21 protein-coding genes, 1 pseudogene and 1 riboswitch are annotated in these 22,549 nt (G+C 36.5%); of the genes and pseudogenes, 15 read left to right on the top strand and 7 right to left on the bottom strand.

Features of this window, described 5'->3' with window-relative positions:
- The first annotated feature begins 27 nt into the window (after positions 1 to 27).
- The 4 genes from BN3107_RS16975 (at position 28) to BN3107_RS16960 (ending at position 2,779) form a co-directional block, all read left to right on the top strand.
- On the top strand, positions 28 to 1,155 hold the full coding sequence (locus BN3107_RS16975; protein ID WP_058308805.1) for an MBL fold metallo-hydrolase: 1,128 nt from the start codon (positions 28 to 30) through the stop codon (positions 1,153 to 1,155).
- A gap of 41 nt (positions 1,156 to 1,196) precedes the next feature.
- Entirely contained in the window at positions 1,197 to 1,424 is a 228-nt protein-coding gene (locus BN3107_RS16970) for a sulfurtransferase TusA family protein (RefSeq protein ID WP_058308804.1), read from the top strand.
- Between the two features lie 177 nt (positions 1,425 to 1,601).
- Positions 1,602 to 2,252: a hypothetical protein gene (locus BN3107_RS16965; protein WP_058308803.1), complete on the top strand. Its 651-nt coding sequence runs from the start codon at positions 1,602 to 1,604 to the stop codon at positions 2,250 to 2,252.
- Positions 2,249 to 2,779: a peroxiredoxin family protein gene (locus tag BN3107_RS16960; protein ID WP_058308802.1), complete on the top strand. Its 531-nt coding sequence runs from the start codon at positions 2,249 to 2,251 to the stop codon at positions 2,777 to 2,779. The genes BN3107_RS16965 and BN3107_RS16960 overlap by 4 nt, the downstream gene beginning before the upstream one ends.
- A gap of 1,360 nt (positions 2,780 to 4,139) precedes the next feature.
- Here BN3107_RS16960 and BN3107_RS16955 read toward each other — a convergent pair.
- Positions 4,140 to 4,931 carry a YibE/F family protein gene (locus BN3107_RS16955; protein ID WP_058308801.1) on the bottom strand — a complete coding sequence of 264 codons (792 nt, stop codon included), beginning with the start codon at positions 4,929 to 4,931 and terminating at the stop codon, positions 4,140 to 4,142.
- Between the two features lie 32 nt (positions 4,932 to 4,963).
- Positions 4,964 to 6,082 carry a YibE/F family protein gene (locus BN3107_RS16950; protein ID WP_058308800.1) on the bottom strand — a complete coding sequence of 373 codons (1,119 nt, stop codon included), beginning with the start codon at positions 6,080 to 6,082 and terminating at the stop codon, positions 4,964 to 4,966.
- A 103-nt stretch (positions 6,083 to 6,185) separates the two neighbouring features.
- On the opposite strand from BN3107_RS16950, the gene BN3107_RS16945 reads away from it, so the two are divergent.
- The 8 genes from BN3107_RS16945 to BN3107_RS16910 all read left to right on the top strand — a co-directional run bounded on the left by BN3107_RS16945 (position 6,186) and on the right by BN3107_RS16910 (position 12,845).
- On the top strand, positions 6,186 to 7,268 hold the full coding sequence (locus tag BN3107_RS16945; RefSeq protein ID WP_082631350.1) for a DNA alkylation repair protein: 1,083 nt from the start codon (positions 6,186 to 6,188) through the stop codon (positions 7,266 to 7,268).
- A 108-nt stretch (positions 7,269 to 7,376) separates the two neighbouring features.
- Positions 7,377 to 9,023, top strand: a complete 1,647-nt coding sequence (locus BN3107_RS16940) for a CoA-disulfide reductase (protein ID WP_058308799.1) — start codon at positions 7,377 to 7,379, stop codon at positions 9,021 to 9,023.
- A gap of 208 nt (positions 9,024 to 9,231) precedes the next feature.
- Complete coding sequence (locus tag BN3107_RS16935; RefSeq protein ID WP_058308798.1) at positions 9,232 to 9,711, top strand: DsrE/DsrF/DrsH-like family protein; 480 nt, start codon at positions 9,232 to 9,234, stop codon at positions 9,709 to 9,711.
- Positions 9,712 to 9,739: 28 nt separating this feature from the next.
- Positions 9,740 to 10,102: a rhodanese-like domain-containing protein gene (locus tag BN3107_RS16930; RefSeq protein WP_058308797.1), complete on the top strand. Its 363-nt coding sequence runs from the start codon at positions 9,740 to 9,742 to the stop codon at positions 10,100 to 10,102.
- A gap of 43 nt (positions 10,103 to 10,145) precedes the next feature.
- Positions 10,146 to 10,442 carry a rhodanese-like domain-containing protein gene (locus tag BN3107_RS16925; RefSeq protein ID WP_058308796.1) on the top strand — a complete coding sequence of 99 codons (297 nt, stop codon included), beginning with the start codon at positions 10,146 to 10,148 and terminating at the stop codon, positions 10,440 to 10,442.
- 102 nt (positions 10,443 to 10,544) lie between these two features.
- A complete protein-coding gene (locus tag BN3107_RS16920; RefSeq protein ID WP_058309281.1) occupies positions 10,545 to 11,321 on the top strand; it encodes a sulfite exporter TauE/SafE family protein in 777 nt (258 codons plus the stop codon).
- 185 nt (positions 11,322 to 11,506) lie between these two features.
- A complete protein-coding gene (locus BN3107_RS16915; RefSeq protein ID WP_058308795.1) occupies positions 11,507 to 12,250 on the top strand; it encodes a cytochrome c biogenesis CcdA family protein in 744 nt (247 codons plus the stop codon).
- 112 nt (positions 12,251 to 12,362) lie between these two features.
- Positions 12,363 to 12,845, top strand: coding sequence for a redoxin domain-containing protein (locus BN3107_RS16910; RefSeq protein ID WP_316245041.1), 483 nt, complete (start codon positions 12,363 to 12,365; stop codon positions 12,843 to 12,845).
- An 83-nt stretch (positions 12,846 to 12,928) separates the two neighbouring features.
- Here BN3107_RS16910 and BN3107_RS16905 read toward each other — a convergent pair whose 3' ends face one another.
- The 3 genes from BN3107_RS16905 to merR all read right to left on the bottom strand — a co-directional run bounded on the left by BN3107_RS16905 (position 12,929) and on the right by merR (position 16,550).
- Positions 12,929 to 14,251: an ISL3 family transposase gene (locus tag BN3107_RS16905; RefSeq protein WP_039671354.1), complete on the bottom strand. Its 1,323-nt coding sequence runs from the start codon at positions 14,249 to 14,251 to the stop codon at positions 12,929 to 12,931.
- A gap of 241 nt (positions 14,252 to 14,492) precedes the next feature.
- Positions 14,493 to 16,133, bottom strand: coding sequence for a mercury(II) reductase (merA, locus tag BN3107_RS16900; protein WP_041094406.1), 1,641 nt, complete (start codon positions 16,131 to 16,133; stop codon positions 14,493 to 14,495).
- Between the two features lie 24 nt (positions 16,134 to 16,157).
- Positions 16,158 to 16,550, bottom strand: a complete 393-nt coding sequence (gene merR, locus BN3107_RS16895) for an Hg(II)-responsive transcriptional regulator (RefSeq protein ID WP_020220203.1) — start codon at positions 16,548 to 16,550, stop codon at positions 16,158 to 16,160.
- 219 nt (positions 16,551 to 16,769) lie between these two features.
- Here merR and BN3107_RS16890 point away from each other — a divergent pair, with 219 nt between their 5' ends.
- Positions 16,770 to 17,414 (top strand): response regulator transcription factor, encoded by a 645-nt coding sequence (locus BN3107_RS16890; protein WP_148434774.1) that lies wholly within the window; start codon positions 16,770 to 16,772, stop codon positions 17,412 to 17,414.
- A complete protein-coding gene (locus tag BN3107_RS16885; protein WP_058308793.1) occupies positions 17,404 to 18,477 on the top strand; it encodes a sensor histidine kinase in 1,074 nt (357 codons plus the stop codon). The genes BN3107_RS16890 and BN3107_RS16885 overlap by 11 nt, the downstream gene beginning before the upstream one ends.
- A 107-nt stretch (positions 18,478 to 18,584) precedes the next feature.
- Here the strand turns inward: BN3107_RS16885 and BN3107_RS16880 are convergent, their stop codons facing one another.
- On the bottom strand, positions 18,585 to 19,193 hold the full coding sequence (locus tag BN3107_RS16880) for a YdhK family protein (RefSeq protein ID WP_058308792.1): 609 nt from the start codon (positions 19,191 to 19,193) through the stop codon (positions 18,585 to 18,587).
- A 192-nt stretch (positions 19,194 to 19,385) separates the two neighbouring features.
- The gene (locus tag BN3107_RS16875) at positions 19,386 to 20,687 is read right to left on the bottom strand and encodes an APC family permease (RefSeq protein ID WP_058308791.1); all 1,302 of its coding nucleotides are present in this window, start codon (positions 20,685 to 20,687) and stop codon (positions 19,386 to 19,388) included.
- A gap of 198 nt (positions 20,688 to 20,885) precedes the next feature.
- A riboswitch (cyclic di-AMP (ydaO/yuaA leader) is annotated at positions 20,886 to 21,032 on the top strand.
- A 100-nt stretch (positions 21,033 to 21,132) separates the two neighbouring features.
- Here BN3107_RS16875 and BN3107_RS16870 point away from each other — a divergent pair.
- Positions 21,133 to 22,470 (top strand): annotated as a pseudogene (locus BN3107_RS16870) (TrkH family potassium uptake protein).
- Positions 22,471 to 22,549 lie beyond the last annotated feature (79 nt).

Here is a 22,549-nt window from a genome sequence, read left to right as displayed (position 1 = left end):
CAAAAAACGTAATGGAGGTATCAATAAATGACTTTTCAACCAATGAAAGCTAGTGAAGTAACAAAAAAAGTTTTTAATAAAGAAGAACTATTTATTTTAGATGTAAGAAATCAAGATGCATTTGAAGATTGGAAAATTGAAGGAGACAACTTTGATTATTTAAATATACCTTATTTTGATTTAATCGATGGTGTCGAGGATATTTTAGACAAAATTCCATCAGATAAAGAAACACTTGTTGTATGTGCAAAGGAAGGCTCATCTGTAATGGTAGCAGAAATGTTATCAGAGGCTGGAAAAGATGTTTATTATTTTGAAGGCGGAATGAAAGCATGGAGCGAACACTTAGAACCTGTAAAAGTAGGTGACCTTAAAGACGGTGGCGAGATGTATCAATTCGTACGTATCGGGAAAGGCTGTCTATCCTATATGGTGGTATCAGAAGGTGAAGCAGCGATAATCGACGCAACGCGGATGACAGATGTATTTACCAATTTTGCCAAAGAAAAAGGTGTTGAAATCAAGCATGTTTTTGATACACACCTACATGCTGACCACATCTCTGGTGGACGTAAATTAGCAGAACAAACTGGTGCAACTTACTGGTTACCACCTAAAGATGCTGGTGAAGTTACGTTTGAATATGCTGCACTAGAAGATGGTAACAAAGTAACAGTAGGTAATACAGCAATTGATATCAATGCCTTGTATTCACCAGGCCATACGATCGGGTCTACTTCATTTGTAGTAGATGAACAATACTTGCTATCTGGTGATATTCTATTTATTGATTCAATCGGGCGTCCAGACTTAGCAGGTAAAGCAGAAGACTGGGTAGGTGACTTAAGAGAAACCTTGTATTCTCGTTACAAAGAACTTTCAGAAGATCTAGTTGTACTTCCTGCCCACTTCATGATCATTGACGAACTAAATGAGGATGGAACAGTAGCAGAAAAATTAGGAACACTTTTTGCAGAAAATCATGGATTAAACATTGAGGATGAAGATAAATTCAGAAGCATTGTAACCGAAAACTTACCACCTCAACCGAACGCGTATCAACAAATCCGTGAAACCAATATGGGTAAAATTACACCAGAAGAAGAGGAACAACGTGAGATGGAAATCGGTCCAAATCGTTGTGCAGTAAGATAAATCAATCAATTAATTAATATATTTAAAGGGGAGATCGTATAATGAACGTAAAAAAAGTATTAGATGCAAAAGGATTAGCATGTCCAATGCCAATCGTAAAAACAAAAAAAGAAATGGAAACAATCGACTCAGGAGAGATTTTGGAAATCCATGCTACGGATAAAGGTGCGAAAAGTGACTTAACAGCATGGGCAAAATCAGGTGGTCATGAATTATTGCAAGATTCAGAAGAAGATGGCGTACTGAAATTTTGGGTGCAAAAAGGATAACATGTGATAATACTGTAAGACGCAAGAACAGAAATATCATGAAATTAGTAAAATCCAAACGGTAAATCGAACAAATTTCGATACCGTTTGGATTTTGCTTACATATAATCAAAATGTTCAAGATTTGTTCATTAACATGGACGAAGAGTAATATATAATGATAGAAGGAGGGATGACATGCCACAAGCCTTTATGCTCGGATCACTCGTAATTAAAACAGAGCTCATCATCACTATCGCAAGCTTTGTGATCGGGTTTATTCTATTCTATTTTCTCTCACCTTTCGAGAAACAACGAACAAAACAACTGTTAGACACTGTCTCAAATATCTTCCTTACACTTATTATTTCTCTATGGATAGGAAAGATTTTATGGAACATTGACGTGTTTGTGAAAGATCCGATGGCAATCTTAACGTACCCCAGTAATACGTTGGCATTGTATCTTGCTCTCATTCTAACGATTGGATATACATGGTGGAAATGGATACGTACATTTGCAAGTTATCAAGACCATTTATATGTATTTACCACGATATTTCTGTTAGCTAGCTTTCTAAACAGCTTTATGGAGCAAATTTTCTTTCAGACAAATTGGCAATATTTAGTGGGGTTATTGATTCTTCTTAGTTACCTAATTGCGTTCAGTGGTAAGAAAGCTACTGCAGTGTTAGCGAATACGATGTTAGTAGGTTGGGGGATATTGCAAATCTTCATTGATGCTCATGTTTTTCAATTTGCGCCAGACCTTATCTTTTACCTACTGATTGTTCTGCTTGGCGTACTGCAAATCGTTCTATACTATCGTAACGGAGGTCGACGATTGTGAAAAAATGGATCATCGTAATCTTGTTAATAGCCATGATGGCATATGCTGTTATCGATTTTTTGATAGAAGATCAAGATTCAGAAGAAGCAGCAGAGAATGCAGAAGTAGGTCTGGATATAGGCAATGTAGCACCAAATTTTGAATTGCAAACGCTAGCCGGAGAAACGGTATCGCTAGCTGATTTTCGTGGTAAACCGGTAATGCTTAACTTTTGGGCGACCTGGTGTCCACCGTGCCGGGCGGAAATGCCAGATATGCAACAATTTCACGAAGATACAGATATCACTATTTTAGCGATTAATCTTACTACTACAGAAGCAAGTGAAGAGGATGTTCCCGCCTTTAAGGAAGAATTCGGTCTTGACTTCACAATACCGATGGATCGAGAAAATAAAGTCTCTGACCTCTATCAAATCAGACCTATTCCAACTTCGTATATTATTGATAAAAACGGAGTCATTAAATTTTACACATACGGCCCACTCAATTATGAACAAATGATGCTAGAATATAATAAATTACAATAACATCAAACACATTGATAGGAAATAACAGGAAACTACGCAGTGAATTTTTTGCGTTGTAGTAATTTTGAGATAATAATAATACTTAGCAACCGCTTCGGCTTGCCCAGGAGTAGCCGTCAAGGCTGAGAATCTAATGGAGTGAAAGTCTCCTGTCATCAATTGACCGGTTCGGATGACTAGTATATCCAATGCGTGGTGAGGTAACGAGTCACGTTCTGCTTGGAAGTAAAAGTCACTGCGGCTCAACTTTACGCAGAGAGAGTATGGGTCGGAACAGCTAGAGTGGCGAGCAAATCTAGAGGCTAGAAGGCTTTAACGAATACTGCAGCTCCGAAATCGAGCGCCCTTCAGAAGCTGTTGAAGGGATGTCTGTGATGCGCCGACCTGGTTGGGCAATGGGGAAGGCCGATGTTCTATGGGAAGTAACGGTCAAGAGCACCATAGAAGCAGCCGGAGTAGGGGTTCTGGCATCTAGAGAAAGATTTTCAGAGATAACGACGGGAAAGTCCTACTTCCAGCTGGGATGACAACAACCAGCAAAGACCAACCATATAAGTGACAAGCGAAAATGGTTAGGAGGATTTAGGATGGACGCATGAGGTCGTAGTAGCGAAGAGGAAAGGGTAATGCCTTTCTAAGCTTATGGAATGAAGCTTCTACAAAGGTAACACCAGAGTAGAGCGAAGGACCTCTGGGCGACTGGGCGTCCGTGTCAAAGAATAAACAGAACACAGAGTCTGTTGAATGATTGGCATAAGACTAGCATATAAGTAAACTTATGTATCAATGGGTGAACATGCGTGTCAGCATTTAAACCTGGGATACATAAGGAAGGCTTATATAGCGATAGAAACCCAGTGTCAGAACCGGACTCGGGAAATCCGACCGTCCGGGATCGTATGGGGGCTGCAGGAAACGTGGTTTTATTGAATGCGCGCGCCTGCCATCTACCCGACCTTCGCTTTCCGGGGGCGCGTCTTCAGCTAACTTTATAAAGAAGACCACTTTACAAAGTGGATCTTCAGATCGCGCTGATCCCCCAGGAGTCGAAGTGGACGCCTGCGCTAGGTGAAGTTCTACAATAGTTGCGAGACTTAAAATAACGACTTTTAACTCATTATTTCAATTAAATTCATATAGACAGATCAGAATGATAACTTTCCCAACCGTTGTAGAATCTATTTATAGCGCAGGCCGCCCACTTTCACTCCTGTGGGAATTTTTACCTGAAGATCCACTTTTTCAAGCGATCTTTGCTTGGAAAAGTTAGCTGAAGGGAAAAAACCACGGAAAGGGAAGTGGGCAGCCGGAGCGGATATTTAGTAAATATTATATTTCAAAATTACCACTTTGGATTTTTCTAATTACGAAATTCTTTTGTTTTAGTCTCTTTTGGTTGTTTATCGCTGTGATAAAAATACGCACTCATTGCGGCGGTGATTGGGATTACTAATGCGATTCCTGTATTGGCCATTAAGATCGCAATTAATTCATCACTAAACACTTTAGCATTCACCATTTCTCCAAGACTATAATCGAAATCCTTTAACCAAATTAATAATCCCAAATAACCACCGAAAAAGGCGAAAAACAGCGTGTTGGTACTTGTCCCTAAAATATCTCGCCCAATCGACATGCCAGATTTGAAGAGATCCTTTCTGCTAATCATTGGATTTTGCTGGTGAATTTCTTGCATGGGTGAACTAATTGCAATAGCAGTATCTAAAATTGCGCCAATTGTACTCATAATAATAACGGATATTGTAATTTCGACAAAATCAAGTCCAATCGCAAGTGAAAAAAGATACAAACCATCTGCTTCTTCTGGACCAAATCCTTGGATCATCGAACGATCTGTAATGACAACAATGAATAACAGTAATAAGATGGTGGTGGCAATCGTAGAAAAGAAAGCCATCACCATTTTACGGTTAACCTCATGGATAAAAAAGAGCGTAATCATACTGATAACGATACTGGCTATTAACGAGAGTAGCACTGGACTTGCGTTCGGATCATTCATTATTAATATCGTCACTAATAATACGCCGAAGTTGAGAAATAGAGCTATAAATGTTTTTACCCCTTTTTTTCCGCCGATAAGTGTCATCAGAATAAATAAGATCAGTGATAATAAAATTAATGCATTCATGTCAATACCCTCTTTCTTTTAATCCAACGAAATCATTTATAGTTTTTAGCGTCTCTCTTGATAAAAAGTAACGTGATGTAGATCGCAATTGGGATGGTTAAGACGATACCAATTCCACCTGCTAGGGCTCGGGCCAATTCAATGGAAAGATTAACTGTTAAGGTAAAGCCTAAAGGTGTGTCATTCTTTAAATATAAAAGCATCATCGGAATAGAACCACTGACATATGCGAAAAAAATGATATTTGTCATCGTCCCCATAATATCTTTACCAATCTCCAAACCTGATTGCCTCAACTTTTTTACTGAGATTTGCTTGTTTTTTTCATATAATTCAAACAAAGAGGAGGACATCGTGATCGCAACATCCATTACCGCACCTAATGCACCTATTAATAACCCAGCCATAAATATAAGCTGAGGGTTACGAGTACTAATTGACATTTCTTCGTAACGCAATCCCTGTTCACCTGTTATGTTTAATACAAAGTAAGCAATTACCAGCGAACTTAAAGTCCCTACTATTGTCGCGATTATGGCAGCATATGTTTTCTGATTTCTTCCATTTACTAACAAAAGGGATAGTATCGTAAAAAGAACAACGCTTATCCCTGAGATCCATAACAAGCTGATATCCGAGTTGTGAATGTAAATATCTAAGGCAAGCGATAGTATAAGTGCATTGACTGCTAAACTGACAAAGGATAGTACCCCTTGCTTTTTGCCAACAGCAATTAAGATCAATAGAAAGATCCATAAAACGAAAATCACGTAAATATCTCTTTTTACTTCCAGTATTTCGCCTGTCTGATTTTCTGAGTCGACAGAAACAAAAAACTCGTCACCAGCTTCAAAGTGGTGGTCGATTGCTTGAGACTTTGTGTAGCGATTGTTAATTGTCAATAAAGTTCCTTTGTATTCACCATTTAATATTTCTGCCTTTATCTCTTGTGTTACTTCTGTATCGCTATTGTCGTGTTGATCGATCGTTTCTGTTCGTTCTAGCTCTGTAGTCTCTACTACTTTAGCAATGGGGCGATCATAGAAACTGTGATTATTCTGGACAAAAACGAGTGATGCTGTAAAGCAGATTAATAGTAAAAGCGAATAGATAATATGTTTTTTGGTTATTTTTTCTTTCCATTTCTTCAATTCAGATCACTCCGTGGCGTATTAAGCGACGCAATTATTGTGCTATTCATGGTATCATGATAGTAGAAAAAACGAATGTATGCTAGTCGAAAGGGTGAAAAATGTGGCAACACCATTAAAAGAAATGTATAATCTAGCATTTTTTGAAGATCTATCGTTAAAAATACAACAAGCATATCCAGCCTTTAATAATGAGCGTTTTGTAGATCTTATCTACTCAAAAGACTGGGATCAGCTCGAATTAAAACAACGAATCAGACATATCACAGAAACTTTAGGGAAGCTATTACCAGATAAATATGAAGAGGCGATTTTGATTCTAGAAGAAGTGGCGCCAAGCTGTAGTGGGTTTCCATATTTATTTTTTCCTGATTTTGTCGAACGATTTGGACAAGATAATTGGGAGATATCGATGCGAGCATTGGAAATTTTCACAAAGTACAGTAGCTCAGAATTTGCTGTTCGTCCTTTTATCATGAAAGATACAGACAAAATGATGAAGCAAATGTATCAATGGTCACTGCATGAAAATGAGCATGTGCGCAGGTTGGCAAGTGAAGGCTGTAGACCGAAGCTTCCTTGGGCGCAACCTTTAAAGGAATTTCAAAAAGACCCATCAGCGATACTTCCGATATTGGAGCAGCTCAAAGAAGACCCTTCACGCTATGTTCAGAAAAGCGTGGCAAACAATCTCAATGATATTTCAAAAGATCACCCTGGCATTATCATCGAATGGCTTCAACAGAAAAAAGCGAAACATTCAATAACAGACTGGATTTTACGACATGCAAGCAGAACCCTTCTCAAAAAGGGGAATAAGGACGTTTTACGATTATTCGGCTATCAACAACCGACCTCTATCACTGTTCGTTCTTTAGAACTTAGCCGAGATACGTTAACAACTGGAGATACGCTTCATTTTTCTTTCAATTTAGAGAATCATTCACCAGATTCTCAGCTATTGCGTGTCGAATATGCGATTGATTACCAAAAAGCAAATGGCAAAGTGATTCGTAAAAAATTTCATTTATCGGACAAGCATTATGCTAACGGCAGTCACCTTTTAAAAAGTAAGCAAAGCTTTGCTAATCTATCTACTCGAAAGCATTATAGTGGTCAGCATAAATTGATTATTTATGTGAATGGGGAAGAATTGGAGCAAAAACAATTTATGCTGTCTCGTTAGTAGAAAAATAATTTAAAAAGTGTGATCTTAATCATACCAATTTCTAAGGAATGGTGCTATAATCTCATTATACCCCTTAGGGTATATCAATAAATGGAGGTTATACTGATGAAAAAAATTATTATTATCGGTGGTGTTGCCGGTGGTGCAACTGCAGCAGCAAGACTTAGAAGGTTAGATGAGAAATCGCAAATTATTTTATTTGAAAGAGGAGAACACGTATCATTTGCGAACTGTGGTCTTCCATATTATATAGGTGAAACAATAACAGATCGTAACAAACTATTTGTTCAAACGGTCGAAGGTATGAGTAAGAAATTCAATTTAGATATTCGAAATTTGACGGAAGTTACCAAGTTAGACCGTGTTAATAAAAAGGTGGAAGTGACAAACTTAAACACTGGTGAAACCTATCAGGAAAATTATGATACGCTTATTTTATCACCTGGTGCGAAACCAATTTTCCCACCAATTCCAGGAATAAAAGAAGCGGACAATATTTTTACACTAAGAAATATTCCAGATACAGACAAAATTAAAGACTATGTGGATAATAGAAGTCCGAAAGAAGCTGTTGTTATTGGTGGTGGATTCATTGGTTTAGAAATGGCTGAGAATTTAGCAGATCGTGGAGTGAACGTTACACTAGTAGAAATGGCAAAACAAGTGATGGCACCATTAGACTTTGAAATGGCTGCAATTGTACATCGTCATCTTAGAGAGAAAGGTGTAAACTTAATTCTTGAAGACGGTGTTAAGGCCTTTACAGACAATGGAGAGAAAATAGTATTGACTAGTGGCAATGTAATTGAGACAGACATGACCATTCTATCAATTGGTGTAAAACCTGAAAATACTCTAGCAGTTGATGCAGGTTTGGAAGTCGGGGAACGCGGCGGAATAAAGGTAAATGAAAAGTTGCAAACAAGTGATCCAGCCATCTTTGCTTTAGGAGATGCTGTTGAAGTAACTGACTATATTAATAGTCAACCTGCCATGATTCCTTTAGCTGGACCTGCAAATCGTCAGGGAAGAATCGTTGCCAATAACGTTTACGGAAAGAATGAGGTTTATAAAGGAACATTAGGCACTGGTATTGCGAAAGTGTTTGATTTAACGGTGGCAACCACAGGAAATAATGAAAAGGTGTTAAAGCAAAAAGGAATTCCATACAAAGTTGCTCACATACATCCTGCCTCCCATGCAGGGTATTATCCAGGGGCAGCACCAATTGCCTTAAAGCTAATCTTTGACGAACAAACAGGTAAAATTTTTGGTGCGCAAGCAGTCGGTACGGATGGCGTGGATAAACGTATTGACGTCATTGCAACTGCAATTAAAGGTGATTTGACAGTACATGATCTAACGGAAGTAGAGCTTTCTTATGCGCCACCATTTTCATCTGCGAAAGATCCAGTTAACATGGTTGGGTATGTAGCTTCTAATATGATTGATGAAGGAATAGAATCCGTTCAGTGGGATGAAATTGATTCAATTGTAGAAGAGGGCGGATTACTAATCGATGTACGTGATCCGATCGAAAGAGAAGCGGGATTCATTAAAGGATCCATAAATATACCATTAGCAGATATTCGAGAACGGTTGGATGATATTTCAAAAGAAAAAAACGTGTATGTATCATGTCAAGTTGGTTTACGTGGCTATCTAGCAACTCGAATTCTAACTGCCAATGGTTATAAAGTAAAAAATCTGGACGGTGGCTGGAAAACATATGCCGCAGTTTTTCAATCATAATGATTTCCATAGGTAAACAAGTCTCCCTTTTTCCTGAAGGGGGCTTGTTTTTTATAATTTATGGTTGACAATATACCTGTTGGGGTATATTATGGAGTATGTGTCAGATGGATAGTATCATTCATTTGAAAGAAGAGGGTAGAAACCCGCTTTTTATTTTGTTTAAAATAATACCCTTGTGGGTAATTTAAATCATAGGAGGATAAACATGTCAGAAAAGAAAAAAACAACAATAGTATTATTTAGTGGTGATTACGATAAGGCAATGGCAGCATATATAATTGCAAATGGTGCGGCTGCTTATGATCATGAAGTAACGATTTTCCATACGTTTTGGGGATTAAATGCGTTAAGAAAAGACGAAAATATCCAGGTAAAAAAAGGTTTTATGGAAAAAATGTTTGGAAAAATGATGCCAAGAGGCGCAAACAAAATGGGCTTATCGAAAATGAATTATGCAGGATTTGGACCGAAAATGATCAAAGATGTTATGAAAAAGCATAATGCTATTCCATTACCTAATTTAATTGAAATGGCACAAGAACAAGATGTAAAGCTTGTAGCTTGTACAATGACGATGGATTTATTAGGTTTACAAAAAGAAGAACTATTAAATGATATCGATTATGCAGGTGTTGCAGCCTATCTTGGTGATGCAGAAGATGGAAATGTCAACTTATTTATCTAATAATAACGATTAGTTGGGGGACGTTAGAATGGAATACGTTAAATATATTTTATATGCTTTAGTAATATTCTTGATCGTAAAACGTTTTTTGCCAGTTAAAGGGATCAAAAATATCTCAACAGCTGAACTAAAAAAAGAACTAAAGGATAAAAATAAGCAATTTGTGGACGTCAGAACTCCAGCTGAATTTCAAAGGAATAAGATAAAAGGCTTTAAAAATATCCCACTTCATACAATTGCGAAAAGTGCCACAGACGAACTTGCAACAGATAAAGAGGTAGTGGTCATTTGTCAAAGTGGGATGCGAAGTCAAAAAGCAGCAAAGATTCTAAAAAAACAAGGATTCACCAATGTTACAAACGTTAAAGGTGGTATGAGTGCCTGGGGTTAATTACGATACAGGAGTAAAAATATGAAAGAGGAGTTGGTTAAATATGAAAGAGATATCAACAAAAGAATTACAGAATTTAGTTGAAGCAAATAACGAGCTGAATATAATCGATGTTCGTGAGGTTGATGAAGTAGCAACTGGGAAAATAAAAGGAGCAGTAAACATTCCACTAGGCTTACTTGAATTTCGCAAGCAAGAATTAAATAAGTCAGAAGAATACATTATGGTTTGCCGTTCAGGTGGTAGAAGTGGCCAAGCGACAAAATATTTAGAAGGCCAAGGATTTAATGTTACGAATATGACTGGCGGTATGTTGTCGTGGGAAGGCGAAGTTGAATAATTTTTTTGTTTGTTAAAATACCCCCTTCGGTAAAAAGCGAAGAAAATGAAGCATTAAAATGTCGAAATAAGAAAAACTAAAAAGGGAGGGAAATAGATGGATATGGATTTAGGCTTTATTATTATTATATTTTTGATTGGTTTTGTTGGTTCGTTTATTTCGGGAATGCTTGGTATTGGCGGCTCGATCATTAAATATCCAATGCTCTTATATATCCCGCCATTGTTCGGTTTGGCTGCATTTACAGCACATGAGGTATCCGGAATAAGTGCTGTTCAAGTATTGTTTGCAACGATAGGTGGTGTATGGGCCTATCGAAAAGGCGGTTATTTAAATAAATCGCTGATTATCTATATGGGTATAAGTATTCTTATCGGAAGTTTTATTGGGGGTTATGGCTCCAAATTATTGTCTGAGGGTGGAATAAATCTAACTTACGGGATTCTAGCATTAATAGCTGCAGTTATGATGTTTGTTCCAAAAAAGGGAATTGATGATATCCCGTTAGATCAGGTGAAGTTTAACAAAACAGTGGCAGCCTCCTTAGCTTTAATTGTCGGCGTTGGAGCAGGAATTGTCGGAGCAGCCGGTGCATTTTTATTAGTTCCGATTATGCTTGTCGTTTTGAAGATTCCTACTCGTATGACAATTGCTTCATCTTTAGCGATTACGTTTATTTCTTCAATCGGTGCGACGATCGGAAAAGTTTCAACAGGACAAGTGGAGTATTTTCCAGCTGCAATCATGATTATAGCTAGTTTAATTGCCTCCCCATTAGGGGCAAATGCTGGTAAGAAAGTGAACACCAAAGTGTTGCAAGTTATACTAGCTGTGCTAATAGCTGGAACCGCCATTAAGATATGGATCGATATATTTTAATAAGTAGTTACACAAAGTATCGAAGCATTTAATTTTGATAGACGATAAAGGTCACATACCTTTATCGTTTTTTATTTACTTTCATCAAACTTTAACATTACTTTTGTATTCTGTTAAGGAAGGTTTAGTTGAGTTTTTTTAACCAATGAATCAGCAAAAAATTATTTCAGAAAGAGGGTTGAACAATGATTGCAGCAGTTGATATAACAATATGGCTTGCTTTGGGCGCAGGGATTCTTTCTTTTCTTTCACCTTGTACACTCCCTATTTTCCCAGCGTACTTATCCTATATTACTGGAATGACAGTCAAAGAAATACAAGGTCCACAAGAGATAAAGGTACGAAGAAAATTATTGACCCATGCCATTTTATTTTTGTTGGGTGTGTCCATGATTTTTATTGGTTTAGGTGTAGGTGTATCAATGCTAGGCCAATGGGTTCAAGGTTTATTATCAGGTCAATCTGGTGTTTTCCTTCAACGAATAGCAGGTATTTTTGTTATCATTATGGGTTTGTTCGTTGCAGGTTGGATTCAATGGAAAGGGTTAATGAAAGAGAAAAGATTTCACTTTAATAAAAAGCCTGTGGGGTATTTAGGTTCTATATTTGTGGGAATGGGATTTGCAGCTGGCTGGACTCCATGTATTGGGCCTATCTTTGCATCTATTCTAGTAGTTGCTGGGAGTAACCCGACACAAGGAGCTATCTATACCATCATGTATGTGATAGGTTTTGCCATACCATTTCTTGTATTGACCTTCTTCATTGGTTCAACAAAATGGCTTGTTCGCTATAGCCAGAAAATAATGAAAGTCGGCGGAGCGATCATGGTAGCTATGGGGATTCTGCTTTTCACTGGACAATTAGCCAGTATTTCCAACTTCTTATTAAAACTGGTACAGGATAGTTGGTTCGCTAATTTAGGTTAAGGAGGTAGTAGTAAATGAAAAAAATAATAATTACGGTTGTGCTTTTGTTGATGTTTGGTTATGCTATATTCGATTTAACAAAGAATGACGAGAGCAAGCAACGGAGGAAGAAATAATAGTAAGTAAAGAAAAGGAAGATACATCTGAAAAAGATACATTATCGGATATACAAGAAGGTCTTGAAGTAGGAGATGAAGCTCCGGATTTTCAACTACAGACATTAAATGGGGAAACAGCTAAATTATCAGATTACAGAGGACAAAGAGTAATGCTCAATTTTTGGGCAACATGGTGTCCACCATGTCGTGCGGAAATGCCAGACATGGAAAAGTTCTACCACAACAAAGATGTTGAGATCTTAGCTGTTAATTTAGCTGAAACAGAGGCAAGTGTAGAAGATGTGCATGATTTTGTAGAGGAATTTGGTTTGTCCTTTTCTATTTTATTAGATGAAGGTAACCAAGCAGCAACAACCTACCAAATCCGCCCTATTCCAACTTCTTATATGATAGACTCTAAGGGAATCATTAGCTACAAAGCCTATGGTCCATTAAACTATGAAATGATGGAGACTGAATTTGAAAAAATGCAATAAGAATAGGTGATTTAATGAAGCAAACCATTTTAATTGTAGAAGATGATAAAATGGGGTATTCGGATTTTATGGTGGAAAAGGGCTTATAAATCACCCTTCTCCAAATTCTTAATAAGTGTGGAAAAATCGACACCAAAGTTGTCTGTAATGTTATGATCATTCACTTCATACCAATTGAAATTATCGTGTAACATAGCTTTATTGAAAGCACTTGAATTAAATCGTGGCTTACGCTTTTTATGGAGCTTCTCATTGAAAAGGATTTTGGCTCGTAAGGCATCAAACGAGTAACCTCTACCCATTCGCTCTACCTGCCTAATAATGCTGTTAATTGACTCCGTATAAGCGTTAGTGAGCCTTTTATCAAAGTAGTTGAATATTTCGACATGCCAGTTGTCTACGGCTCTCACGAGGTCTTTATATGCATCTTTAGAGTTACTGGACATACAACGGTGTCTCCATTGACTATAACGAAGACGACCTTCATCTGAATCAGGAGTATCCCATATCCAGTAAAACTCTTCTTTGAGTTCATAGGCTTCTTTTAAGGCAGGAAGATTACCTAACCAAGTCTCTAAGAGGAATGATTCACGTTCATTTAGATCGTGTTTACGCTTTAGAAGGATAAACCTTTCACGCATAAGGGTACGTCTTTCTTTTTGGCTCATATGAGCTTTCAAAGACTTTCTGACGTTATCTAAGGCTTGATTAGCCATTCTAACTACATGAAACTTATCTACGACCACTTTAGCGTGTGGAAGGATAGTGTTCACTGCGTCTTTGTAGGGCTTCCACATATCCATTGTGACGTACTCAATATAAGTCCTGTCACTAATTTCTGAAAGACGTTGGATGACTGTTTCCTTGTTACGGTTAGGCTTGATGTCATAAATAGTCCTGCGTTCAATATTAGTCAATACAAGCCGAGGTCTTCGGATAATATGTATCTCGTCTATCCCAAGCCACTTAGGAGTTTCAAACTGGTATTCACGTTCTTTGAGTGCCACATAGTCCTTAAAAACGTTCCTAATAGTTTTCTCGTCAACGCCAACGCTTTCTGCGACTTCTACAAAGGTCTTAGACATGGATTGCTCTTGAATAGACTTTAAAAGCCTTTTGGTCATACTACGCTTTTCATCTACAGATACTAGGCGTTCCCAGAAGGTAGATCCGCATTCACGACACTTGTATCGTCTACGGTTCAATTGTAAGCCCACTCGCTTTAAACGAATGGGCAAATCCATAATTAGTTGATTTCTTGAACTGTGTTTGTACAACTTGTCAAAACCACATTCAGGACAACGTTCAGGTGGTCCGACTGCTTCAACTTTAAACATCATATCGGTTTCATTTTCTTGTGGTGATTCTATTGTTTTAATGTCTGGTAGGGATAATAAGTCTGACATATTGTTCATCCTTTATTACTCTGCGGTGTTAAGGTATCAAATATAGATTTGATGTCGAAATCATCAGTGTTAAATTATTTTTGTGACCACAAATGCACTTAGAAAATCCCTTAAAGCATTTATATAATGGGTGATCGCAAAATAGTGTATGAAATCCTTTTGTAGACTTTGCTAAACTACTGCACACTTTAGTACAGTATTAGCTGGTTCACTTGAATAGGGAATTGTAAAAAAAGTTCCCTTAGACTGCACAACAAGATAATTTCGAAACATTTTTATCGAACGTAAGTGCAGCTAATTTTAGCCCTTCAGCCATTGTTAAATATGGTGCTAGGGTTTCTGTTAAATCTTCTATCGTTAAGTTAAATTTAACAGCTAATGATGCTGCATAGATGACATCTCCTGCATTCTCAGATACAATATGAACCCCTAATACTTTTAGTGTTTCTGCATCTGCTACTAGTTTAAATACACCGGTTGTTTCACGGTTTACAATTGCTCTTGGAACAGCATCTAAAGGTAATACAGATGTCTTCACATCATACCCTTTCTCTTTTGCTTGTTCTTCTGTTAAACCAACCGTTGCAACCGTTGGATTCGTAAACGTAACAGCAGGAACTACCGATAAATCTATTTTTTTGTTTAACCCACCGATAGCATTATCAGTAATAATTCCACCTTCATAGGCTGCTACATATACAAATTGCGGTCCTAACGTCACATCTCCTGCTGCATAAATCTTTTCATTACTTGTTTGACCAAAATCATTGATCAGGATTTCATTATTTTTTCCGGTTTCAACACCTGCCGCACTTAAATTTAAAGAATCCGTATTTGGTTTTCTTCCAGTGGCAACAAGTAACTGATCTGATTCAATAACTTCTTTACTGCCATTTACTGTTACGTAAACCTTTTTTATCTCTCCACTTTGTACAACACGCTCAAAAGTTGCCCCTTTGACAAGGCTTATCCCCTGTTCAATTAACGCTTTTTCAACTGACTCTGAAATCTCAGGATCATACTCCTTTAAAAGTCGCTCACTTCTTTGCATAAGCGTTATTTCTGAACCTAAATGATGAAATAGTTGTCCAAGCTCCATTCCAATGTATCCTGAACCAATTACAGTTAATCGTTTTGGTATTTTCTTTAACTCAAGAAGTGTTGTACTAGTTAAATAGTCCATTTCTTCAAGTCCTGAAATTTGGGGCAATGAAGGAGATGCACCTGTTGCAATTAAAAAGCGTTTTGCAGATAACTTTGCCCCATTGACCTCAACCGTACTAGCATCAACGAATTTTGCTTCACCTTTAATTAAATCAAAATTATATTCATCAATTAAATCCACATATTTTTGATTCCGAAGTTCGCTCACCAATTTATCCTTTTGCGTGATTAAACTAGCTAAATCCACTTCTCCAGCGGATGTTTGTAAACCTATAAACGGGTTGTCTTTTGATAAATGATTGATTTCCCCTGCCCTAAGAAGAGTTTTTGACGGAACACAGCCAATATTCACACAGGTTCCCCCAACCGTTCCACGCTCAATCATTCCAACTTTTGCACCGTATTCTATAGCTTTAATTGCCGATGAAAAGGCAGCAGCACCAGAACCAATAATAAGAAGGTCATAATTGTCTTCATTACTTAACGCCACGTTTTCTAGTGATGATACTTCTTCAATTTCTCTGGCTTTGTAATTTGCTTCATCAATCGCCTTTATTGCACTTTCAACCTCAATTTCATTGGGTAGTTCAAATACTGCTTCACCACGACGAAAACTAGACTCAATATTTTTAGCACCTATCTTTTCAAGTGCTGATTCAACGTGTTTTTCACAACCCGCACAGGTCATTCCTTGAATGTTTACCTTAAATTTATTCATAATAAAGCCCCTTTCGTTAATCTCTCATGTTAATGTTTCTATTATTGGACACGAATGTAATTGCTTTTCATCTGGACATCGTTGTTTTAAGTCGTCTAACATAGTTTCAATTCGTTTTAAATCCTCTATTTGTTTTTGAACTTCCATTTGTTTTTTAGAAACAAATTCGAACATATCTTGACAACGAACTTCATCTTTATCTACAACACCAAGTAATTTATAAATCTCGTTTAAAGAAAATCCAAGTTCCTGTATTCGTTTAATAAACCCAACACGCTTAACGTCATCATATGAATATATCCGATAACCAGCTTCCGTTCGGTGAGGTTCTTGTAGTAAATTTTTTCGCTCGTAATATCTAATCGTTTCTTTATTAACGCCACATTTTTCTGCAAACTCACTAATGCGGTAAATCATCTTATTTCACCCCATGAATATTATAAACCGTGTACCATAGTACACGGTCAAGTAAATTGGACTATTTTATTTTTTTCCCAACGTATCACTCGTATGTGATTGATACTTTTATAATACTATTGATTGTCCTAACATCCCACTAGAAAATCCGATTTAAACACCAGTTGTTTTTAAACTATTAAAAAAGTAATTCCACTATATATTCCGAAGACCCATAAAATGATCCGAGAACTTATATCGGTCTATTTAACAAAGGCGGGTTATGAGGTAAAAGAGGCGGAAGACGGGGAGTCAGCAAAAGAAGCTTTCTTAACTTATCATCCATGCCTAATCATCCTTGATCTAATGTTACCAAAAATGAGCGGAGAAGAATTTTGTACATGGGTACGTGAACAGGAGCGAAATGAAGTTTCTATCATCATGTTGTCGGCAAAAGTACGTACTGCAGACAAAATAAATGGCTTAAAGCTAGGAGCTGACGATTATTTAACAAAACCTTTTGATGCAGATGAGCTTGTTGCACATGTGGAAGCAGTTCTTCGTAGAACAGGTCACTTTTGTCAAAAGCTAACCTATGATGGTCTTTGTATCAAACCAAGAAAAGGAGAAGTAATCCTTTATGATAATCAAGTTCATTTAACTAAGTATGAATTTAATTTGTTATATTTCTTGATGGAGAATCCAAATATTGTTTTATCAAGAGAACAGTTGATTGATCAACTTTATCCTAATGCTGATAAGACCATCTTAGATCGAACAATTGATGCCCATATTAAGAAACTTAGAGAAAAAATTGAAGATAATCCAGCTACTCCCGTGCGCATCCAGACTGTTAGAGGAATGGGGTATAAATTTGTTCAGTAAACAAAGAAAATGGTTACCAAAAAAGTTTATTTTAAAGCTAACATTATTAAACATCATTCTTGTCACAACTTTTACTTTAGTTACAAGTTGGGCACTCTACAATACTGCCTGTTATTTAGTTGAGGGTATGCCGATGCAAGAACAAATGCAAAATCAGTTTAGGTCTACATTGTTTGATTATTTACTACTATTTAGTATATTTGCTGTAGTCATTGGCAGCACTCTTCAATTTTATTTTAACCGAAAATTAATCAAACCATTAAAAGAATTAATTGAATCCACACGAAAAATAAAGGAAGGCTCTTATCCTAACCCAATTGAAGTTCATACAAACGATGAAATGGGAGAATTAATTACTCATTTTAATCAATTGACACACCAGCTGAAAATAAATCAACAGCAACGGCAAAGGCTTGTATCTGATTTATCTCATGAATTTCGTACCCCTTTATCTAATTTAAATGGTTACCTTTCCGCTTTAAAAAACGATGTGATAGAAGGGGATCCAAAACTGTATCAATCGCTTTTAGAAGAATCGAAGCGAATAACGAAATTGGTTGCCCAAATGGAACAATTAAAAGAATGGGATATTGAATCAACGCTTCCCTTATCAGACAAAGAATATATAAATATAAAAGCATTGATGGAACAATCAATCGAAATGTTTCGATGGTTACTAGATAAAAAAGAGATTCCGTATGAAATGAAAATAGATAATCAAAATATTAGTGTCAATACTCAAGGTATTACACAAGTGATAAGCAACTTAGTAGATAATTCGATTCGATATTATGAAGGAAATGATCCGATTATCATTAAAGGTGAATGCCTTGAAAAAGTATATAAAATATCAATCATTGGTGAAGGACAGCAAATACCTATAGCGGAGCAAAAAGATATTTTTGACAGATTTTATCGAGTCGATCACTCCAGAAGTCGTGAATTAGGGGGAAGTGGACTTGGTTTAGCTATTTCAAAGGAAATCGTGGAAAGACATAGAGGGGAAATCGGCATGACTTCTAATGGTGAAATTCATACTTTTTGGTTTACGATACCTCTTTAAAAAATTACCTTACCTATTTCAATACTGACTAAATAATAGTGGCACACCAAAATTTAGAACCTATGGTGTGCCTTATGAATGGATTATTATAGATTATTAAATGAAGATCATTTTACTGGTTCTAATTCATCTTCGGTAACCCATTTATGGTTAGTAACCTTCTCTCCAGAGGTCGTTAATTCAAAATCTACCATATATACAGTTGTTTCTGTGGCAGAATCAATTTCGGCCGTGGCTCCATTCATTCCTTTCATATGGTCAGCGATTACAGTTGCTTCTTCTCCTGTTACTAAAGGTTTCTCCCCTGGATTTTCCAACTCTTCATGAATGACCCATTTATGATCGGTTACTTTTTCACCACCGTTAGTAGGGGTATACGAAATGGTATAAACAGTCGTATCATACGCGCCAACAATGGTCGCCTCAGCACCTTTCATACCTTTCATATGATCTGCATTAATAATAGCTTGACTACCCTCTGGATAAGTTGGATTGGAAGCATTCTGTAGATCTTCTGGAACTTCACCAGACCCGGACATATTCATGTCAGAGTGATCCATTCCATCGGTTTCTTCATTGGAATCAGAATCGTTTTCCTCTTCTGTAGAAGAATTTGGTTCTGGAGTACTTTCTGGATCTGTCTCCTCAGTTGTATTACAAGCAGCTAATATGAAGATAGTTAACAGTAATGTAAGCAAGGTTTTGAATTTTGTCATTTTAATTCCTCCAATTGGTTATTTATTCATGAAGTTGCAGAAAATATGGAATCATCCCAAATATTACCTAACAGTAGTTTATAAATAATATCTACTGAAAATAGTACTTCTATTCATAGAATGGTAATAGTATGTAGCGATAAACGTCACTAACTACCATTGATATTCAATCAAAATAGTGAGAGTACAAAATTACGAATTATTTTTAAGCTTTTGAATAAACCATTTTTCACCAATAAAGGTCAGAATTAATACAACAAGGGACACAATCACGATTAATAGATCTGATTGTATTTTCACCCAGACAAATGCTGACAAGACAATGGCATCGAGCGTAAAAGCTGCCCCCACAACGAATAGATTAGCTTCTACTTTTTCTTTTAGTTTTGTAAGTAGTCCCCAATGAATGATCATATCCATAATTAAATAGAGAATAGCACCCATTGAAGCGATTCTGCTTAAATCAAAAAAGATCGTTAATATCATCGCGATTACTATTGTATACACGAGTGTATGGCGTTGAATACTACCAGGCATGCCAAAATGACGATGAGGGATTAACTTCATGTCAGTTAACATCGCTAACATACGAGATACCGCAAAGACACTAGCGATGATACCTGAAATCGTAGCAATGATCGCGATAATAACTGTAAACCAAACCCCAAGGTTACCTAAAGCAGGTTCAGCTGCTGCAGCAAGAGCGAAGTCTTTCTTTTCTATTATTTCTCCTATTGATAAGTTGCTTGAAACAGACCAAGCAATAAGAATATAGACAAACAAACTAATTAAAATCGAAAATAAAATAGCTCTACCAACATTTTTTTTAGGATTTTCAATTTCTTCCCCTTGATTGGTGAGTGTTGTAAAACCTTTAAAAGATAATATCGTTAATGCAATGGCTGCAATAAAGCTAGTAATGGTAGTTTCAGGTGACTGACCAGAAGTTTCAGCAGGTTGAAAAGAAAAATTCGCAACAATAAGCCCTGCTCCGGCAAAGATTAATAATCCAATAATCTTAAGTAGCGAAATGATCGAAGTAAATGATTGGATAAATGTATTACCAGAAATATTCACTAGAAAAGCAAAAATCAGTAATCCAACACCTAGAATCGGTACCCAGATACTGTTTTGATTGATATCGAATAATTGTAACGTATAAGTACCAAAAGTTCTGGCTACTAAACTTTGATTAATTACCATTGAAAAAGCCATTAATAAGGCTGCAAAAGCTGCTAGTGTCCCTTTACCGTACTCTTTTACCAGATACATGCCAATCCCGCCAGCAGAAGGATAAGCTTGACTTAATTTTTGATAGGAATAAGCGCTAAAGCCAGTAACAATTCCGCCAATGATGAAGATGAAAGGAAAATATTTTCCTCCTAATTCAGCTACTTGACCAAGTAAGGCGAAAATCCCAGCACTAATCATCACACCAGTGCCTAATCCAATTGCACCTAATAACTTTATACTATTCTTTTTATATTGCGACATGGTGAAATTTCCTCCTTGTTGATTGCTATATAATATTTTTACCCGTAAAATTTACAGGTCATGCGTACAATAATTATATTTAAAACAAAAAGTCTTTCTGCTCTGAAAATCATGCCTACAATTATTTGAAATTTTTGTTGACATTTCAAGCAATGAGGAGTAATTTTATCAATATTAAATAGGAAAATAAAAATATCAATCCTTTAATCGCTGAATCTTTAAAGAGCGGGGGAACCATTACTGGTAGTGAAACTACTATCTTGGGGTGAATCTTACACTGTAAGAAGGGATACTCTCAATTCCTAATCCGACAGCTAACCTCGTAAGCGTTTTTTATTTCGAAGAGAGAAGGGTCCGCTTTTAGCAAACGGCCATTCTTTAGATTGGTCTTTTTTTGTGCGTTAGAAAAACATAAATTACAAACAATTATCAGGGGGAACACAGGATGAAAATACTACGCATAGATAATTTAAGACCATCACAAATAATTGTTTTATTTTATTTGTTTGCGGTGATTGTTTCTGTTTGCTTATTAAGTTTACCAATCACAGTAAAACCAGAGGTTGATTGGACATTTTTAGATGTATTATTTACCGCAGTTAGTGCAATTAGTGTGACTGGTTTTACAGTAGTGTCAACAGCTGATACGTTCAGTACGCCTGGAATATTTATTTTATTATTTATTCTTCAATTTGGCGGTATTGGTATCATGACACTCGGAACGTTTTTTTGGCTTTTAATTGGTAAGAAAATAGGACTTAGGGAAAGGCGTTTAATTAGTACAGATTAAAATCAATCGCATCTTTCAGGACTTGTAAAATTAATGAAACAGATTCTAGGCATTATTGTTTTAATTGAATTCATCGGTACTATTATTCTAGGAACTTATTTTTTGAATTACTTTGAAACGTGGCAGGAAGCATATTTACAAGGGTTGTTTGCTGCGGTCAGCGCCACAACAAACGCAGGGTTCGATATAACTGGAAGCTCGTTAATTCCTTTTGCTAATGATTATTTTGTACAAATAATTAACATCATTTTATTAACTCTCGGTGCTATTGGATTTCCTGTGTTACTTGAATTAAAGGATTATTTAAAGCATAAAAAGATCTATCAACGAAGCCATTTTAGTTTATACACGAAATTAACAACAGTTACCTTCTTCTCATTAATGTTATTCGGTACTTTGGTTATTTTATTATTTGAGTGGAATCATTTTTTTGCAGATAAATCGTGGCATGAATCGATCTTTTATGCGTTTTTTCAATCTTCCACAACTAGAAATGGAGGTTTAGCAACAATGGATGTTAGCGCGTTTTCTAATCCCACTTTACTAGCGCTTTGCTTTTTAATGTTTATAGGCGCTTCTCCAAGTTCGGTTGGTGGAGGAATAAGGACAACAACATTTGCGGTTATATTGCTCGTCATTTATTCCTTTTCTAAAGGTCAAAAAGATATTAAAGTGTTTAGACGTGAACTTGATCCTGAAGATATTCGAAAATCAGTGGTTGTTACTTTTCTGGCAATCATGATTTGCTTCATTGCTTTGGTTATATTATCTGCAACAGAAAGCTTTACACTGATGCAACTAATGTTTGAAATTAGCTCTGCTTTTGGAACAACAGGTCTCATCACTCCTGAATTAAGTAGTATCGGAAAAATGGTTGTCATTGCTCTTATGTTTATCGGGAGAATTGGAATATTATCCTTTATATTTATTTTTCATCACAAAGATCATGAGGTCAATTATCATTATCCAAAAGAAAGAATTATAGTTGGTTAATCTTATAACTAGAAAAAGTCAAAACAATCAATGAAACAGTCGGGCAAGTGTTCATTTTGAATTAATATGTTAAAGTAGA

Source organism: Gracilibacillus massiliensis, assembly GCF_001458115.1.
Taxonomy (GTDB): Bacteria; Bacillota; Bacilli; order Bacillales; family Amphibacillaceae; genus Gracilibacillus; species Gracilibacillus massiliensis.
Note: the sequence above shows the minus strand (reverse complement) of the source record. Positions and strands in the feature narration are given on the sequence as shown.